At 62.3% G+C, this 19,038-nt stretch carries 8 protein-coding genes; 4 read left to right on the top strand and 4 right to left on the bottom strand.

Going from position 1 to position 19,038, the window contains the following annotated elements:
• Positions 1 to 13: 13 nt before the first annotated feature.
• The 3 genes from ptsP (BFQ03_RS13265) (at position 14) to BFQ03_RS13255 (ending at position 10,071) form a co-directional block, all read left to right on the top strand.
• Positions 14 to 2,527, top strand: coding sequence for a phosphoenolpyruvate--protein phosphotransferase (gene ptsP, locus BFQ03_RS13265; RefSeq protein ID WP_065943324.1), 2,514 nt, complete (start codon positions 14 to 16; stop codon positions 2,525 to 2,527).
• Between the two features lie 26 nt (positions 2,528 to 2,553).
• Positions 2,554 to 4,260, top strand: a complete 1,707-nt coding sequence (nagE, locus tag BFQ03_RS13260) for an N-acetylglucosamine-specific PTS transporter subunit IIBC (protein WP_032858263.1) — start codon at positions 2,554 to 2,556, stop codon at positions 4,258 to 4,260.
• Positions 4,261 to 4,341: 81 nt separating this feature from the next.
• Positions 4,342 to 10,071 (top strand): membrane-targeted effector domain-containing toxin, encoded by a 5,730-nt coding sequence (locus BFQ03_RS13255; RefSeq protein WP_065943323.1) that lies wholly within the window; start codon positions 4,342 to 4,344, stop codon positions 10,069 to 10,071.
• Between the two features lie 94 nt (positions 10,072 to 10,165).
• Here the strand turns inward: BFQ03_RS13255 and BFQ03_RS13250 are convergent, their stop codons facing one another.
• Together BFQ03_RS13250 and purL are read right to left on the bottom strand one after the other, a co-directional pair.
• Positions 10,166 to 10,477, bottom strand: coding sequence for a YqfO family protein (locus BFQ03_RS13250; RefSeq protein ID WP_065943322.1), 312 nt, complete (start codon positions 10,475 to 10,477; stop codon positions 10,166 to 10,168).
• A 4-nt stretch (positions 10,478 to 10,481) separates the two neighbouring features.
• Complete coding sequence (gene purL, locus BFQ03_RS13245) at positions 10,482 to 14,378, bottom strand: phosphoribosylformylglycinamidine synthase (protein WP_065943321.1); 3,897 nt, start codon at positions 14,376 to 14,378, stop codon at positions 10,482 to 10,484.
• Positions 14,379 to 14,665: 287 nt separating this feature from the next.
• On the opposite strand from purL, the gene mltF reads away from it, so the two are divergent.
• On the top strand, positions 14,666 to 16,126 hold the full coding sequence (mltF, locus tag BFQ03_RS13240) for a membrane-bound lytic murein transglycosylase MltF (protein WP_032858270.1): 1,461 nt from the start codon (positions 14,666 to 14,668) through the stop codon (positions 16,124 to 16,126).
• A gap of 54 nt (positions 16,127 to 16,180) precedes the next feature.
• Here the strand turns inward: mltF and BFQ03_RS13235 are convergent, their stop codons facing one another.
• On the bottom strand, positions 16,181 to 16,465 hold the full coding sequence (locus tag BFQ03_RS13235; protein WP_032858272.1) for a PTS transporter subunit EIIB: 285 nt from the start codon (positions 16,463 to 16,465) through the stop codon (positions 16,181 to 16,183).
• Positions 16,466 to 16,467: 2 nt separating this feature from the next.
• The gene (ptsP, locus tag BFQ03_RS13230; RefSeq protein ID WP_065943320.1) at positions 16,468 to 18,999 is read right to left on the bottom strand and encodes a phosphoenolpyruvate--protein phosphotransferase; all 2,532 of its coding nucleotides are present in this window, start codon (positions 18,997 to 18,999) and stop codon (positions 16,468 to 16,470) included.
• Positions 19,000 to 19,038: the final 39 nt, after the last annotated feature.

Here is a 19,038-nt window from a genome sequence, read left to right as displayed (position 1 = left end):
GAGTACCGTGCCCATGTCCAACAATAACAATGACCTCACCCTCAGCGCCCCCCTTAGCGGACCGGTGCTGACCCTGGGCAACGTTCCAGATGAAGTGTTCGCCAGCGGCGCCATGGGCGACGGGATTGCCATCGACCCCCTCAACGACTGCCTGCATGCGCCGTGCACTGGCGTGGTGATCCATGTTGCCCGTACCGGCCACGCCCTGACCATCCGCGCCGACAATGGCGCCGAGGTGCTGCTGCACGTGGGCATCGACACCGTCCAACTGCAAGGCGAAGGCTTTGCCTTGCAGGTCAAGGAAGGTACGCGGGTGAGCAACGGGCAAGCCCTGGTGCGCTTTGATCTGGACCGCATCGCCCGCCAGTGCAAAAGCCTGGTCAGCTTGATCATCCTCACCAATGGCGACCAGTTCGAAGTGCGCCCGGTGGCGTTGAATACAGTGAAGGTCGGCGAGGCATTGCTACGCATCGTCGCGCGTCAGGCTGGCGTCGTGCAGGCCGCGGTGGCCGACACCTCCCAGGCGCATGCCAGCGCCAGCGTGCGCATCACCCATCGCGGCGGCCTGCATGCACGCCCCGCCGCCCTGATCCGCAAGACCGCCCAAGGTTTCAGCAGCCAGTCGCAGCTGCATTTCGCCGGCAAATCAGCGTCGTGCGACAGCCTGATCGGGTTGATGGGCCTGGGCATCGGTGAGCAGGACGAGGTACAGGTCACCTGCCTGGGCAAGGATTGTGATGCGGCGTTGCAGGCACTGCTCGCAGCGTTATCCGTCGCCCCCCACGAAGCAGTGCATGCCCCGGTGATCGTCACGGCGCGCCCGGTCAACCGCGAAGCCGGCGTATTGCAGGGCGTCTGCGCCGCTCCTGGCCTGGTCTGCGGGCCGCTGTTGCGGCTCAACACCATCGAGTTGCCGCAAGACCCGGGCAACCACGTGCGTGATGAACAATTGCAACACCTGGACAGCGCCCTGGAACAGGTACGCGGCGAAATCCGCAACACCCTGGAGCACGCCCGCCAGCGCAAGGCCGTCGAGGAAGAAGAGATCTTCGCCGCCCATCTGGCCCTGCTGGAAGACCCGACACTACTGGACGCCGCCACTGGCGCCATCGAACAAGGCAGCGCCGCCACCCATGCCTGGCGCAATGCAATCCAGGCCCAATGCGCAGTGTTGCTGGGCTTGGGCAAACCCTTGTTTGCCGAGCGCGCCAACGACCTGCGGGATTTGCAGCAACGAGTACTGCGCGCATTGCTGGGCGAGGCCTGGCATTTCGAGTTGCCAGCAGGCGCCATTGTCGTCGCCCATGAATTGACTCCCTCGGACCTGCTGCAACTGAGCGCGCAAGACGTGGCCGGTATCTGCATGGCCGAAGGCGGCGCCACCTCCCACGTGGCGATCCTGGCCCGGGGCAAAGGTTTGCCGTGCGTAGTGGCATTGGGCGGCGAAGTGCTGGATGTACCGCAAGGCCAACGGGTGGTGCTGGACGCTGCCAATGGCCGCCTCGAACTGCACCCTGACGAGGCACGACACGCCGAAGTCCATCAGATCCGCGATGCGCAAAAACTCAAGCGCCAGCAGCAACAGACCCTGGCCCGGACGCCGGCCCAGACCCTCGACGGCGTGGGTGTCGAAGTCGCCGCCAATGTGGCTTCCAGCAGCGAAGCACAGCTTGCCTTTGCAAACGGCGCCGACGGCGTTGGCCTGCTGCGTACCGAGTTCCTGTTCGTTGACCGCCACACCGCGCCCGATGAACAGGAACAACGCCTGGCCTATCAGGGCGTGCTGGATGCCATGGGCGACAAGTCCGTGATCATCCGCACCATCGACGTCGGCGGCGACAAGCAACTCGATTATCTGCCGCTGCCCGCCGAGGCCAATCCGGTGCTGGGCCTGCGCGGTATCCGCATGGCCCAGGTGCGCCCGGAACTGCTCGACCAGCAACTACGCGCACTCCTGCAAGTCAGCCCTCTGGCCCGCTGCCGGATCCTGCTGCCGATGGTCAGCGAAGTCGACGAGTTGCTGCACATCCGCCAGCGCCTGGATGAACTGTGCGCCGAACTGGAACTGACCCAACGCCCGGAACTGGGAGTGATGATCGAAGTACCGGCCGCCGCGCTGATGGCCGAACAACTGGCCGAACATGCGGACTTTTTGTCCATCGGCACCAATGACCTGTCGCAATACACCCTGGCCATGGACCGTGACCACGCCGGCCTGGCCGCCCGGGTCGATGCCTTGCACCCGGCGCTGTTGCGCCTGATTGCCCAGACCTGCGCAGGCGCGGCGAAGCATGGCCGGTGGGTCGGTGTGTGTGGCGCCCTGGCCTCTGACCCGCTGGCCACGCCGGTGCTGGTTGGCCTGGGGGTGCGCGAGCTGTCCGTGAGCCCGCCACAAATTGCCGAAATCAAGGATCGCGTACGCCATCTGGACGCCGCGCAATGCCGGCAACGGAGCCAGGAATTGCTCAACCTGAGCAGCGCCAAAGCCGTTCGCCAAGCCTGTCACCACCACTGGCCGTTGAGCTGACAACAACAAGAAAAAGGAGACTCGCCATGTACCAACTGTTTATCGAAGGCCTGCAACGCCTTGGCCGTGCGCTGATGCTACCCATCGCGATCCTGCCGATTGCCGGCCTGCTGCTGCGCCTGGGTGACACCGACCTGCTGAACATCGCGGTGATGCACGATGCCGGGCAAGCGATCTTCGCCAACCTGGCGCTGATCTTCGCCATCGGCATCGCCGTGGGTTTTGCCCGCGACAACAACGGCACGGCCGGCCTTGCCGGAGCCATCGGTTACCTGGTGATGGTCTCCACGCTCAAGGTGATGGACAGCACCATCAACATGGGCATGCTGGCCGGGATCGTCAGCGGTCTGATGGCCGGCGCGCTGTACAACCGCTTCAAGGACATCAAGCTGCCGGAGTACCTGGCGTTCTTCGGCGGGCGGCGGTTTGTGCCGATTGTCACCGGGTTTTCGGCGGTGGGCCTGGGAGTGATTTTCGGGCTGATCTGGCCGCCGGTGCAGCACGGCATCAATAGCTTCGGCGTGCTGCTGATGGAAAGCGGCAGCCTCGGCGCCTTTGTGTTCGGCGTGTTCAACCGCTTGCTGATCGTCACCGGGCTGCACCATATCCTCAACAACATGGCCTGGTTTGTATTCGGCAGCTTCACCGACCCGGTCACCGGCGCGGTGGTCACGGGCGACCTGACCCGCTACTTTGCCGGCGACCCGAAAGGCGGCCAGTTCATGACCGGAATGTTCCCGGTGATGCTGTTCGGCCTGCCCGCCGCGTGTCTGGCGATGTACCGCAACGCCCTTCCAGAGCGGCGCAAGATCATGGGCGGGATCTTCCTGTCGATGGCCCTGACCTCATTCCTCACCGGGGTCACCGAGCCGATCGAATTCGCCTTCATGTTCCTCGCACCGTTCCTGTACCTGCTACATGCGCTACTCACCGGGTTGTCGATGGCCGTCACCAACCTGCTGAATATCCACCTGGGCTTTACCTTCTCCGGTGGGTTTATCGACATGGTGCTGGGCTGGGGCAAGTCCACCAATGGTTGGCTGGTCTTCCCGGTGGGCCTGGCTTACGCGGTGATCTACTACAGCGTGTTCAACTATTGCATCCGTCGCTTCAACCTGAAAACCCCTGGCCGTGAAGATATCCAGGTGGCGCAGGCCGAAGCCATGACCGACAACCAGCGCGCTACCGCCTACATCCGTGCCCTGGGCGGTGCCGACAACCTGCTCAGCGTCGGCGCCTGCACCACACGCCTGCGCCTGGATATGGTCGATCGCAGCAAGGCGGTGGATGCAGAACTCAAGGCCCTGGGCGCGATGGCAGTGGTGCGTCCCGGCAACGGCGGCAGCTTGCAAGTGGTGGTGGGGCCAATGGCTGACAGCATTGCCGATGAAATTCGTCTGGCCATGCCTGCATCCAGCCAGCTCGCGTCGCCATCCGTCGCTCCTCTCCCTCAAGCCAGCACCGTTACACCGTCACACGCCGAGCAATGGCTAAATGCACTGGGCGGCGCAGACAATGTGTTGCTGTTGGATTGTGTAGCCATGACCCGCATTCGCCTGCAACTGGCCGATGACCAGATGCTGTCAGAGCAGCAACTCAAGGCCCTGGGGTGCCAGGGTATCAGCCAGCTCGACGACGGTATCTGGCACCTGCTGGTGGGCGAATCGGCACAGGGTTTGAGCACTGCACTCAAGGCCCTGGCCAGCCGCAACACGGTGCGCACCGGCGCCTGACGCCGCTACTTATCTACTGCCCTGCCAAAGGCGCGACTCCCCATGCTGCGGGTTCTTATCCCCAGCATGGAGAACGTACTTGTGAGCACATCAACCCAAGCCTTTGAAGGCATCAAAGGCAACCTCAATCAGATCGGTCATCACCTGCTCGACGTCAAAGCATCACTGTTGCCCGCACATAAACCATCAGTCGAACTGGCTTATCTGGAAAAAACCAACGCCATCCTGACGAACTACCGGCAGCAGTTCCTGCGCAAGGGCCGGGCTCTTTATCAATCACTCAAACAAAGTGACCTGCCCCAACAGCTGGCTTCGCTCAAGACCACGCTCAACGCACACCTGCAACAGCTCGACCTCTACGAGCAAATCGATGGAAAACCCTGCAAATCCTTCATGACCTTTGAGGCAGGCTTCACCGCCCTGGCCAATGAGACGACCCTCAGCACCCAGGACCGGCTGTTGCACCCACACCAGCAAGCCATGCTGGAGCGCGTGCCGCTGGGCAGCACCCTGCGCCCTGGCTTCTACGCCTTGACCTTGCGCTATCAGGAGCGGCCCATCGAACTGGCCGGGGCCTTTGTCCTGACCGAAAAATCCAGCCCGCAAATCACCGACCTGTCGCCCATGCCGGCCGTTGGCGAAGTCATGCTGTTCACCCCTACCCGTGGGATTGAAGCCTTTGGCTCTCTGCCTCAATTGAATACGCATTTACAGCGGGGCATGGACGACTCAGCGCAGCGGCACGCCTTCATGCAACTGTTACCGGTGCGCTACCACGACATCACACCCGGTGCGATCTGGCCGCTGGAGCTGACGCCCATCAACGACAGGCCTTTGTTCGAACACACCTATAACGCCCTGATCAACAAGCGCACCGAAGACATCGACCACGCGCTGAACCTCGTGGGCAACCCCGAACAGGCCATGGATAAGTTGATCAACGCACTGGATCAAGCCATCGTGGCCTCGCTGCCCGACCTGACTTCACGCCTGGCGTGGCGCGCCCAACGCCTGCTGGAACGTTACCTGCGCCATAGCGCCCCAGACTGGTACCGCAGCGCCAGCGATGCTCGCCGAATCACGCTCGCCGGCCACCTGGCGGAGTACAACGCAGCCCGCGAGAACCTGCTTGATCTGCTGGGCCCGGTCACCACGCCACAAACCCTGGCCCGTTATCAAGTCCTCGAACGACTGAGCGACGAGCTGGATATCCACGACCTGGCGCCAGAACACCTGGTGATCAACACTCGCCGTTACGTCGCCCCCATCGGCGAGTACGAACACCGCCGTACGCTGATCGACCTGGCCTTGCGCGGGCTACACGAAGGTGACGAACAGACGGGCTCGGACTTCCTGAAAAAAACCACGCTCACCTATAAAGAGGCGCCTCTACCCGAGGCCTACAAGGACTTGACGGTGGCCTGGCTGGCGCAAACGCTCAACACCTTGCAACCGCGCCTCGACTTCGCGGCGGTGCAGCAACAGATGCATGCAAAGCCCGAAACCAGCCAAGCGATCGAACAGATGCTCGACCAACGGATCAACGCGCTGGCCTATACCGCTCTGCTCCAGGGCCACCTCAGTGAGGGTGACTTCCAGTTGGTGCAGAACCTGCGCCAGGGCACCGACACCCGCCTGAGCGCCGCGACCCTGTCACTGCATGAAGCCCAGCTGCAGGATATGTGGGTGCTGCGCCAGAGCGACGCCCGTGGCACAGTCACACGCCTGCTGCTGTGTACGCCACAAGCACCTCGGGAACAGCAGTTCCAGGCATTCGACAGTGAGATCGCCTGCCAGAGCCACATCCTCGGCTGGAGCCTGGACAATGGCGCGAAACACCCCCCGGGTACTCTGACCGACTACCTGATCAAGCGAGTCGCCCTGCGTTTTCGCGGCGCAATGAAGCAGGTATTGAGCGGCCTGAGCGGCAAGCCTCACGCCCAGGAATACCAAAAGGTCCGGTTTGGCAACATCGGCAGCCACGCCCACTGCCTGCAGGCCATGTCGCAGCATGTGCTGGCGACACGGGTCGACGACTATGCGTTCAGCACGCCGGACTGGTATCGCGCCACCAGTACCGCCAACCGCCAGAAACTGCTGAAATTATCTGAAAACGCCGAAGGTGCGCTGCAAGCCTACAACGACTTCCCGCTGTCCGATGCACGCTTCCAAAGCTTCTCCAGCTACCTGCATGAGCAAGCGAAAAAGCGCCTGAACGAACTACTGGGGCGCCGCCAGAACGATGTTGATCCCGATACCGTCTGGGCCTTTTCACCACCAGCGCTGCTCGCTTCATGGACCCCCGCCCCCCTGACCTACACCCAACTGTACCGTGACGGCTATGCCGACGGCGTGGGTTTTCTCGATGAGAAGTTCTCAAGGGCTGCACGTTTCAAAGGCCCTAAAGATATTGACCTGAGACCATTGACCGCTGAAAAGGTCGCACGCTCAGTCACCGGAGTCTGGATTGGCCAGCGCTATATCAACGAAGTCAAGACCCAGCTGCTGAATGCCAGCAGCGCGGGCTATGAGCTACGGCGTAATGCAACCCTGAGCATTACCCAGTACCAGATGCAAAGTGCGGCCCTGGAGTGCCGCCTGCAAGGGTATATCGCCGGGGTGGATTGGGAATGGCTGGATCGTAGCATCGCCAGTATGGGCGATAGCGCCGCCGACACGCGCGGCACCTATGCCATCCATCGACTACTGGTCGACGGTGAGTGGGTGATCGACAGCTTTCTCTTCAGTCACGCCGGTTTCCGTACGCTGCTCTACACCCCCAACGCACCGGACGGCATTAGCTTTCGTGAGGCACGGCAATTCAATTACCTGCTGAAAAAAACGCCCGGGATGGTCGGCTACTTCACGCTACGAGTCGGTGCCCAGTCACAGACCCGGGTACGCACCTTCCTGGAAAACGCCAAGGCGCAATTGCCCGAGGACTTGGATAAGACGTCTGCCAGCCCCGCACGCTATGACTCGACTCACGGCCAGCCGCCACTCATAGACCTGCGTCAGGCGTTGTACAACATGAAGCTGCAGCGCAAGATCGACGATGTTGAAGGCACTACGGTCAATCGCCACCAAATGGTCTCCACTATCCTGTGGACCTGCGTGGAGTGGGTTACCGCCATTGCCACCGCGCCGTTCCCCATCCTCAGCCTGAGCCTGGGCATGTTGCTGGCGTTCAAGGATGGCATGCTGGCCTTGCACGCCTATCAACAGGGCGATACCAGAGCAGCCGTCGAGCACTTGATCGGTTACGTGCTCAACAGCGCCGGTGCGGTATTCACCGATCTACGACCGGCCTTGGTTTCGCTCAAACAGCTTGCAAAAACGCCCCTGCGTCAAGCGGCCAAGATAGCTGCCGTTCCAAGCGAAGCCTTGAAGTTGATCCAGCCATTGCAACCCAAACTGTTGGCGCTAGCGGACATGCAGGCGGTACTGTTCGGTGGCGAGGCCCTGTGGGCGAAAAAGACCCCGGATGCAATCGGCCGCTACTTGCTGTACCGACTGGATCCGGTCACCGGCAAACTGGTTTCCACCACCCGCGTGGCCGCCCCCGATGCACAGGGCGTCTGGAGTCGTACCGGCATCACCGGGGGCGCGCCCAAGTATGAAAAACTGCCCGACACTCCGGAACAGCTCAAGCCCTATGAAATACCGGCAAAGTACGCGGGCAAAATGGAGCTGGCGCTCAACCCGCAGGTGCGGGCAGGAATACTATTGCGGTCTGAATGGGAGTTCGGCTCCAAGGAGGTCGCACGGGGAACTGGCGCCATTGAGCTTCTATCCCTGCGCACGATTTATCTGCAACAAGCCGAGCGCCTGACAGCAGACGCCCAAGACTTTTTCAAAAGCCTCGCCCCGCTGGCTGCCCGCGCCGACCCCCCGGCCCTCGACGCCAGCACATCTCTTTCGCAGCTGATCACCAGCGACGTCTTCAGCGGGAACAAGAACCTGGTCATCGGCGCGATACCGGGTTCCATCGCCAGTAAACAACTGCTAATCACCCAGATGGACGCCTTGGTCAGCAAAGGCTTCAAGCATCTCTACATCGAGTACCTGCCCACCGATGTCTTCCGCCTGAAACTGGAGAAGCTCAACAGCGGCAAATCCTGGAAGCACATCGAACGACATCTGAGAGCCGTCGATAAAGCGCTCGGTTTTGCCGAGGACGCCCAGTATTCCTATGTCTCGCTGGTCCGAAAGGCCCAGGAGAAGGGAGTGAAGATCAAGGCTCTGGACGCCTCTACCTCCTATCTGCTGGACGATGCGCTGCAAATGGGTGATACCCCACCGACCACGGTACGGGGCAATAGCATCAGGAACTTCTACACCCACAAAGCCATCGAGGCCGATGCCCTCAATGAACAGGATGAACGCTGGGTTGCCCTCGTGGATCACTCGCGCCTGCGGACATTCGAGCAAACCCCTGGCCTGGCGGACTTGCAGGATGCAGTCGCACTGCGCGTGGAGGATGTGGGCGCGAACCAACCCGTGGGCCTCTGGATCGACACGCCGGGCGCTATCGCGGGTGACCCGTCGGCCAGGGGCGACTACCGGTTGAGCCTGCACACTGCGTACAAAGCTCCCGAACAGGCCGCGTCAGCCAGCGCAGCACCGGCCGACGTCGTGACGCATTTCAGTGAGTACGATATTCCCCCCGCGCTCCGGGACAGCATCAGCCGACAGAGCGATACTCGCCATGGCCTGGACACCCGCTACTTCCCACAGAATCCAGAGCATCATGAAGCGTTCCAGGCTTTTCAGGAGGCCAGAACACGCCTGAGTAAAGACGCAGACACCTACCTGGACAGCCACGTGCCACCGACAAGGCCCGATCCTTCCGTGCTGGGCTCGCCGCAAGCACCGGACACATTGCTGGAGAGCGTTGCTCACAGCGAGTTCTCGGGGCTGGTGTTGGGTGAAGGGCACGGGGCTCAATCCAGCAAGCGACTGCTGCGCGACTACATGAATAAACTCAAGAAGCTGGAGTTCAAGACCCTGTACGTTGAGCACCTGCTGACCGATATGCATCAGGCGGACCTGGATGTGTTCCTGCGTACCCAACGGCTGCCCGACAATCTCAAGCACTATCTCAGGCAGTTGGACCGAGGCCATATGCCGAACTACACCGGCAGCAACACCTACACCGAGGTCATCCAAACCGCAGCCAAGCATGGCCTGCGTATCCGGGCGCTGGACTGCACCGCCAGCTACAACATCAAGGGGGCGGGAGACGCGGACGTGTTGCGCAACCGGATGTTCAGCTACTTCGCCTCTGAGGTGATCAAGGCTGACCAGGCTGCGCATGGGCCTCACAAGTGGGTCGCTTTCGTCGGCAGCGTACACACCAATACCAATCTGGAAGTACCCGGCCTGGTGCAGCTGCAAGGTGCTGTCAGCCTGCATGTCCGGGACACGGCGCCTGCGCTGGCCCAGAATATCCGCCCTGGTGACTGGGAAACATTTGCCGAGGGCGTAAGCCCTTATAAGCGAGCCTTGCGCAGTGACTTCATCTTGGACGCCGGCGTTGACGGTATCAAAGCCCTTACCCCCTTCGTCCCGGTGGACCGGTCACGCTTGAATCGCCCAGGCCTGTTCCTGATAGAACGCCCATCACCGGCACAGAATAATGTGTTGCACCGCTCCCGCACCGGGGAAATAGTGTCGACACCAATCAAGGTCGACGACAACGGCCTGTTTTATGTCGACCGTTGGGAGCCCATGCAAGGCAAGCGTTTCAGCTACGAAAACATACTGATTGAGGCGCTGCAGGCTGAAGTGGGGTTGAGACCCGCGCCGTGAACCATTGATACCTTGATCCTGGCTACATGACAGCCAACAAAAAACCCGCTGACCAACCTGGCCCAGCGGGTTTCTTGTTTCAACAGCCAGCCGATCAGAAATCCGCCAACTGCCACACTTCATACGCCGGTGTCTCGTAGGGGTGGCTGAGCTTCAAGGCCACGACGACCGCCTTGATCAACTCATCGGCCACCACCAGCTCGACCTTCCACTCCTCAACCACTTCAACCTGGCCAATCTGCCCGATAAACGGCTGGCTGCCGTCCAACGCGCGAAACTGGCCCTGGCCCAGCACTTGCCAGGCGCAGCTGTCGTAGTCGCCGATGCGCCCGCCGCCGGCTACGAAGACGGCGGTTTTCACCGCCTCCACATGGCTGTCGGGTACGAAGAAGGCGAGCTTGTACACCGTCTTAGTTCACCCACACACGAGCGTTGCGGAACATGCGCATCCACGCGCCGTCTTCGTTCCACTCTTCCGGGCGCCACGAGTTCTGCACGGCGCGGAACACACGCTCCGGGTGCGGCATCATGATGGTCACGCGTCCGTCGCGGCTGGTCAGGCCGGTGATCCCGCGCGGCGAGCCGTTCGGGTTGGCCGGGTAGCTTTCGGTGACCTTGCCATGGTTGTCGACGAAACGCAGGGCCACGGTGCCGGACAGATCGGCTTCGAGCAGTGCTTCTTCGCTTTCGAACTCGGCATGGCCTTCACCGTGGGCAATGGCGATTGGCATGCGCGAACCGGCCATGCCCTGCAGGAAAATCGAGTTGGACTCCTGCACCTGCACCATGGCTACACGGGCTTCGAACTGCTCGGAACGGTTGCGCACAAAGTGCGGCCAGAACTCGCTGCCCGGGATCAGTTCGCTGAGGTTGGACATCATCTGGCAACCGTTGCACACACCCAGGGTGAAGCTGTCGTTACGCTCGAAGAAACCCTGGAACGCATCGCGGGCACGGCTGTTGAACAAGGCCGACTTGGCCCAGCCTTCACCGGCACCCAGCACGTCGCCGTAGGAGAAGCCACCGCAGGCCACCAGGCCTTTGAACGCGTTGAGGTCAACGCGACCGGCGAGGATATCGCTCATGTGCACGTCGATCGCATTGAAGCCGGCGCGGTCGAATGCAGCCGCCATTTCCACCTGGCCGTTGACGCCCTGCTCACGCAATACGGCAACCTGTGGGCGAATGCCTTTCTTGATGTAAGGCGCGGCGATGTCCTGGTTGACGTCGAAGCTGAGCTTGGTGCTCAGGCCCGGGTTGTCTTCCTCCAGGATCACGTCGAATTCCTGCTCGGCGCAGTCCGCGTTATCACGCAGGCGCTGGATCTGATAGCTGGTCTCGGCCCACTGGCGTTGCAACAGGCGGCGCTGGCCTTCGAACACGGTATCGCCGTTGAAGACAATGTTGATCACGCCGTTGTTGATCGGCTGGCCGACCACGGCCACGCAGTCGCCCAGGCCGGCGGCGCTGAACTGTGCCAACACGTCCGGGGTGGCGTCCTGGCGAACCTGGATCACTGCGCCCAACTCTTCGTTGAACAGGATGGCGGCGATATCGGCAGACGTTTCCGCCAGGCCGTCGAGGTTCAGGCTCAGGCCGCAGTGACCGGCGAAGGCCATTTCGACGACGCTGGTCAGCAAGCCACCGTCGGAACGGTCATGGTAAGCCAGCAAGTGACCGTCGGCATTCAGGCCCTGGATCACCGCGAAGAAGGCTTTCAGGTCTTCGGCGTCGTCGACGTCCGGTGCCTGCTTGCCGAGCTTGCCGTGGGTCTGGGCGAGGATCGAGGCGCCCATGCGGTTCTGGCCACGGCCCAGGTCGACCAGGATCAGGTCGGTGGTGCCCTTGTCCATGCGCAGTTGCGGGGTCAGGGTCTGGCGGATATCGGTGACCGGTGCGAAACCGGTGACGATCAGCGACAGCGGCGAAGTGACGCTCTTGTCGGTGCCGTCTTCGTTCCAGCGCGTGGCCATGGACATGGAGTCCTTGCCCACCGGGATGGTGATACCCAACTCAGGGCACAGCTCCATGCCCACCGCCTTGACGGTGTCATACAGTCGCGCATCTTCACCCGGGTGACCGGCGGCAGACATCCAGTTGGCCGACAGCTTGATGTCGGACAGCTTGCCAATGCGCGAAGCGGCGATGTTGGTGATGGTTTCACCAATGGCCATGCGGCCCGACGCCGGGGCGTCCAGCAGGGCCAGCGGGGTACGCTCGCCCATGGCCATGGCTTCACCGGTGTACACGTCGAAGCTGGTGGCGGTCACGGCAACGTCAGCTACCGGCACCTGCCATGGGCCAACCATCTGGTCACGGGCAACCAGGCCGGTGATGGTGCGGTCGCCGATGGTGATCAGGAAGCTCTTGCTCGCCACGGCCGGGTGGTGCAGCACACGTTCGATGCTATCGGCCAGGTCCAGAGTGCTTGGGTCGAAATCATCGCCCAGCTCGGCTTCACGTACCGCCGAACGGTGCATGCGCGGGGCTTTGCCCAGCAGCACTTCCAGAGGCATGTCCACCGGGCTGTTGCCGAAGTGGCTGTCGGTGACCGTCAGTTGCGGCTCGGCAGTGGCTTCGCCGACCACCGCGAACGGGCAGCGCTCGCGCTCGCAGATGGCCTGGAAGCGTTCGAAGTCCGCCGGGCCAACGGCCAGTACGTAGCGTTCCTGGGATTCGTTGCTCCAGATTTCGTGCGGGGCCATGCCCGGCTCGTCGTTTGGAATGTTGCGCAGCTCGAAACGGCCACCACGGTCGCCATCGTTGACCAGTTCCGGGAAGGCGTTGGACAAACCACCGGCACCGACGTCGTGGATGAAGCTGATCGGGTTCTTGTCACCCAACTGCCAGCAACGGTCGATGACTTCCTGGCAGCGACGCTCCATCTCTGGGTTTTCGCGCTGTACCGAAGCGAAGTCGAGGTCGGCCGAGCTGGTGCCGGTGGCCATGGAGGAAGCCGCGCCGCCGCCCAGGCCAATCAACATCGCCGGGCCGCCGAGCACGATCAGCTTGGAGCCGACCAGGATCTCGCCTTTCTTGACGTGTTCTTCACGGATGTTGCCCATGCCGCCGGCCAGCATGATCGGCTTGTGGTAGCCGCGCACTTCGTCGCCATGGGGGGTGGTGATGGACTGTTCGAAGGTACGGAAATAACCGGTCAGCGCCGGACGCCCGAATTCGTTGTTGAACGCGGCGCCGCCCAGCGGGCCTTCGATCATGATGTCGAGTGCGGTAACAATGCGCTCAGGCTTGCCGTACGGCACTTCCCATGGCTGTTCGAAGCCCGGGATCTGCAGGTTGGACACGGTGAAGCCGGTCAGGCCCGCCTTGGGCTTGGCGCCACGGCCGGTAGCACCTTCGTCGCGGATTTCGCCACCGGAACCGGTGGCTGCGCCTGGGAACGGGGCAATCGCGGTCGGGTGGTTGTGAGTCTCGACCTTCATCAAGATGTGCACCGGCTCCTGCACCGCGCCGTACTGGCGGGTCTCAGGGTCCGGGAAGAAACGGCCGGCGACGCTGCCGACAATCACCGAGGCGTTGTCCTTGTACGCCGACAGAACGCCTTCGCTGTGCATCACGTAGGTGTTCTTGATCATGCCGAACAGGCTTTTTTCCTGGCTCTGGCCGTCGATATCCCAACTGGCGTTGAAGATCTTGTGACGGCAGTGCTCGGAGTTGGCCTGGGCAAACATCATCAGTTCGATGTCATGCGGGTTGCGCGCAAGGCCAGTGAAGGCGTTGACCAGGTAGTCGATCTCGTCTTCGGCCAGGGCCAGGCCCAGTTCGGTGTTGGCCTTCTCAAGGGCGGCGCGGCCACCGCCAAGCACGTCAATCGCGGTGAGCGGCTTGGGCTCGGCGTGGCTGAACAGGCCGGCAGCCTGTTCCAGCTGGCTGACGATGATCTGGGTCATGCGGTCATGCAGGCTGCTGGCGATCAGCTCGGCTTCGGCATCGCTGAACTGGCCAGCCACGTAGAAGGCAATGCCGCGTTCCAGGCGCTGGATGCTCGACAGGCCGCAGTTGCGGGCGATATCGCTGGCCTTGCTCGACCAGGGCGAGATGGTGCCGAACCGTGGCAGAACCAGGAACAAGCGGCCAGTCGGCTCTTGAACAGGAACGCTGGGACCGTACTTCAGAAGGCGTGCCAGCACTTGCTGTTCGTCGGCGGTCAAAACGCCGTTGACGTCGGCGAAGTGAGCAAATTCAGCGTACAGGCCTGTAACAGCTGGAACCTTCTGGCTCAGTTGCTCAAGGAGTTTGCTGTGGCGAAAGGCAGAAAGGGCAGGAGCGCCGCGCAGGATCAACATCTTCGGGACAGCCTCGGGAAGGGGGTGTGCTTTGAGGCCGTGCATTCTAGCGTAAACCGCTGCCAACGGCACCCGAAACGGTACGACTGGCCGCTGCCGAACGTCAGTTGGCACAGATTGCACGGTATCGCGACGTTTTCCAGCGCTACCGACGCAGTTATTTTAACCGTCATAATTGCGCCCCAGGCCACGTTTCTGCGGGCTGCAGCACAGTTTCGCCAGCGCTAGCAGACAACTCCCATGCTGTCGATATATGGCGCCGTGGGCCGTTTGCGTATACTGCGCAGATGTTCTCCCCAACTGCTTTGCGCCCGCGATGCGCCAAATGGCTCATCGCCACCGGACTCTTCCTGATGCTCAGCGCCTGTGTTGATAAGCCCAGCACGCTTGAGCGAATCAAGGAGGATGGCGTATTGCGGGTGGTTACCCGAAACAGTCCGGCCACCTATTTCCAGGACCGCAACGGCGAAACCGGTTTCGAATACGAACTGGTCAAGCGCTTTGCCGACGACCTGGGGGTGAAGCTTGAAATCGAGACCGCCGACAACCTCGACGACCTGTTCGGCCAGTTGGGCAAACCCAACGGCCCGGTCCTGGCCGCCGCCGGCCTGGTCAGCAGCGAACAGCGCAAACAACAGGTGCGCTTCTCCCATGCGTATCTGGAAGTCACCCCGCAGATCATCTACCGCAACGGCCAGTCCCGCCCCACCAACGCCGCCGACCTGGTGGGCAAGAAGATCATGGTGCTCAAGGGCAGTACCCACGCCGAGCAACTGGCCGAGCTGAAAAAGCAGAATCCTGCGATTGAATACGAAGAGTCCGACGCCGTTGAAGTAGTCGACCTGCTGCGCATGGTCGACGAGGGGCAGATCGACCTGACCCTGGTCGACTCCAATGAAGTGGCGATGAACCAGGTGTACTTCCCCAACGTACGGGTCGCCTTCGACCTGGGCGACGCCAGCAACCAGAGCTGGGCCGTGGCTGCGGGTGAGGACAACAGCCTGCTCAACGAGGTCAACAGCTACCTCGACAAGGTCGAGAAGAACGGCACCCTGCAACGCCTCAAGGATCGTTACTACGGGCATGTCGATGTACTGGGCTACGTCGGCGCCTACACCTTTGCCCAGCACTTGCAGCAGCGCCTGCCCAAGTACGAGAAGTTCTTCAAGACCTCGGCCAAGGAAGAGAAAGTCGATTGGCGGCTATTGGCAGCCATTGGTTATCAGGAATCGCTGTGGCAACCGACGGTCACTTCCAAGACCGGCGTGCGCGGCCTGATGATGCTGACCCAGAACACCGCCCAGGCGATGGGCGTGTCCAACCGCCTGGACGCCCGGCAGAGCATCAAGGGCGGCGCCAAGTACCTGGCGATGATCAAAAGCGAACTGGACGACAAGATCCTTGAACCTGATCGCACCTGGTTTGCCCTGGCGGCCTACAACGTCGGCGGAGGGCACCTGGATGACGCGCGCAAGCTGGCGCAAAAGGAAGGCCTGAACCCGAACAAATGGCTGGACGTGAAGAAAATGCTGCCGCGCCTGTCGCAGAAGCAGTGGTACAGCAAGACCCGCTACGGCTACGCCCGGGGCGGCGAGCCGGTGCACTTCGTGGCCAACATCCGGCGCTACTACGACATCCTGACCTGGGTGACCCAGCCGCAGCTGGAGGGCAACCAGGTGGTGGAAGGCAACCTGCATGTGCCGGGTGTGGACAAGACCAAGCCTGCCGAAGATAGCCCGCAGTTGTAACCTCAACCTTCCAAACACCACAAGCCCGCTCCCACACTTTTGATCAGCGGTGTCTTATTGGCCAGTGATCAGATGCACCACACCGCCCGTCAATATCATCACCGCCGCAACCCCCGCCGCCTTCAGCGCCGCCTCATCCACCCGTGCCGGGTCCTGTAACTGCACGCGGATCCGCGTCAATGCCACCCGCTGTTGTGACTTGAGATTATTCGCCCCACCCAGTGCACTCAGCACCGCCGGCGCCAACAACGCATCAGCCGCCGGCTCGGCAAGCACCGTTTCGGCGACCAGATCCGGGGTCAGGGCTTTCCAGAACGCCCGCTGCAATTTCTCGAACATGTTCAGTTCTCCACAACCAATGAGGTTTCGACGGTCGCTGCGTGGTACTGGCTCAGGGCCTCGCGCACTTGGGCGGCCTCTTCCAGGTTCAACACCTGATGGGCGATCAGTTGGCAGTCGGCCAGGTCCAGGTCACGCACCGTGGCCTTGATGCTCGGGATCAGCGGCACGCTGACAGACAACTCGTCGACTCCGAGCCCGATCAACATCGGCACCGCCAGGGTTTCAGACGCCAGCGCACCGCATACGCCCACCCACTTGCCATGGGCATGGGCGGCCTTGACCGTGGTGGCGATCAGGCGCAGCACCGCCGGGTGAAAGCTGTCGGCCTGGCTGGCCAGGCGCGGGTGGTCGCGGTCCATGGCCAGGGTGTATTGGGTCAGGTCATTGGTGCCGATGGAGAAAAAATCCACATGGGGCGCGAACACATCCGCCATCAACGCCGCTGACGGCACCTCGATCATGATGCCCAGCTTCGGCAGCTCGGCAAGCCCCAGGGTCGCCGCCTCCTCTTCCAGGATCCTGCGGGCCTGGCGCAGTTCCGACAGCAGGCTGACCATCGGCAACATGATATGCAGCCGCGCCAAACCGGCACTGGCGAGGATCGCCCGCAACTGTTCACGCAGCAATTGCGGGCGCTCCAGGCACAGGCGAATCCCGCGCAGGCCGAGAAACGGATTGGTCTCGGCGTCCATCGGTACATAAGCCAGCGGCTTGTCGCCACCCACATCGAGGGTGCGCACCACCAGATTACGTTCAGGGCCCAGGGCGCGGGCAATGGCGCTGTAGGTACCAGCCTGCTCCTCGGGACTGGGCGCGCGGTTGCGCTCCAGGTAGAGAAACTCTGAACGCAGCAGGCCGACGCCTTCACCGCCGAGGGTCAGGGACTGCTCCACTTCCTGCAACGAGGCAACGTTAGCGGTGACTTCGACGTGATGACCGTCGCGGGTGGTCGCCGGCAAGGCAGCCTGCGCCACGTCACGCTGACGGCGCAGCACGTGCTGTTTGCGCGTGGTTTCCAGTTGTTCGATCTCGGCCAGGTTCGGCGCCAGGTGCAGCTCGCCTTTGTCGGCATCGAGCAGTACCTGCTTGCCGTTGGCCAGCGTCAATACCTGTGCCGGCGCCCCACAGATGGCCGGCAGGCCCAGGGCACGGGCCAGGATCGCCACGTGGCTGGTGGCACCGCCACCGACGGTGACAAACCCCAGGACCTTGCGCGTATCCAGGCTGGCGGTTTGCGAAGGTGTCAGTTGTTCGGCAATCAGGATCGCGCGTTCAGGCAGGTCCCATGTAGTGTCCTGGACGCCCAGGATCAGTTTCAATACGCGCAGGCCAACATCGGTCAGGTCCGCCGCGCGCTCGGCGAGCAAAGCATTACCCAGGCCCTGGAACAGTTCGGCAGTGGCCACCGTGGCGCTGTTCCAGGCAAAGGCGGCGCTCTTGCCTGTGGCGAGCAGGTCGTGGGCTTGTTCGAGCAGGGTCGGGTCTTCGAGCAACTCCTGATGGGCCCGGAAAATCTCGGCCTGGGCACTGCCATCGGCCTTGGCTTGCAGGGTTTGCAGCGCCTCGGTTGCAGCGCGCAGGCCACGCTCCAGCAGGGCGCGCTCGATCTGCTCTGCGCCACCGAATTCGGGGATACTCAGCTGCGGCTCAGCCACTTGCACCACCAGGCCAAACGCCGAACCGGGCGACGCACACACGCCGCGCAACACAGTCGTCGACGACGACGGCGCGACCGGCTCAACCACCTCGGCCACCACCGCGACGGTTTCGCCACACCCCCCCAACAACAGCGCGGCCAACACCTGGATCGCCGCCGCCGCATCCTGCCCCGCCGCGCTGACTTGCAGGGTATCGCCCTGCACCGTCTGCAACGCCATGATCGCCACCAGGGACTTGGCGTTGGCGCTCTGGGTTTGCTTGTGCAGGCAGATGCTCGCCTTGAACCCCTTGGCCGCCTGCGCCAGTACCGCCGCCGGGCGGGCATGCAAGCCGTTGGCATTGGGCAGCGTCAAGGGCTTGGAGAACAGGGCGTCGCCCTCTTCATCATCGTCATCAGCAGCGCGTGTGACCGGCGTCACACGCAGCAATGGTTGCCCGGCCTCAACCAGTCCGCGGTCCTCCGCCAGCAGCACAAAGGGCTCGCCGCTGACCACCAGCATCAAGGTCAACAAACTGCGGGCATTGAGCGCGATGAAATCGGCATCGAATTCAATCAATGGCTGGCCTGCCTCAACCCGCTGGCCTTCCTCGACCAGACGGGTGAAGCCCTTGCCCGCCAGGTTCACGGTATCCAGGCCGATATGTATCAGCACCTGCACACCGTTGTCGTCAGTGATACTGACCGCATGACCACTGTCCTGGACATTGCTGATCACCCCGGCCAGCGGCGCGCAGAGGGTCTGCGAAGTGGGATCGATACACACGCCGTCGCCAATCAGGCGGCTGGAGAACACCGGATCCGGCACCTGGTCCAGGGGCAACAGCACGCCGGCCAGGGGCGCCAGCAGTTCCAGGGGTTGAGTTGTGGTCATGACATCACCTGCTGTTTGGTTCTGTAAAAATCATGGGGC

Origin of the sequence: Pseudomonas sp. 25 R 14 (assembly GCF_900004755.1) — a bacterium.
Taxonomy (GTDB): Bacteria; Pseudomonadota; Gammaproteobacteria; order Pseudomonadales; family Pseudomonadaceae; genus Aquipseudomonas; species Aquipseudomonas brenneri.
The sequence above is the reverse complement of the archived record's forward strand: the minus strand, read 5'-3'. Positions and strand labels throughout refer to the sequence as shown.

Coding starts and splice junctions, on each gene's coding strand:
- ptsP (WP_065943324.1), top strand. CDS start 14: ATGTCCAACAATAACAATGACCTCACCCTCAGCGCCCCCCTTAGCGGA.
- nagE (WP_032858263.1), top strand. CDS start 2,554: ATGTACCAACTGTTTATCGAAGGCCTGCAACGCCTTGGCCGTGCGCTG.
- purL (WP_065943321.1), bottom strand. CDS start 14,378: ATGTTGATCCTGCGCGGCGCTCCTGCCCTTTCTGCCTTTCGCCACAGC.
- mltF (WP_032858270.1), top strand. CDS start 14,666: ATGTTCTCCCCAACTGCTTTGCGCCCGCGATGCGCCAAATGGCTCATC.
- BFQ03_RS13235 (WP_032858272.1), bottom strand. CDS start 16,465: ATGTTCGAGAAATTGCAGCGGGCGTTCTGGAAAGCCCTGACCCCGGAT.
- ptsP (WP_065943320.1), bottom strand. CDS start 18,999: ATGACCACAACTCAACCCCTGGAACTGCTGGCGCCCCTGGCCGGCGTG.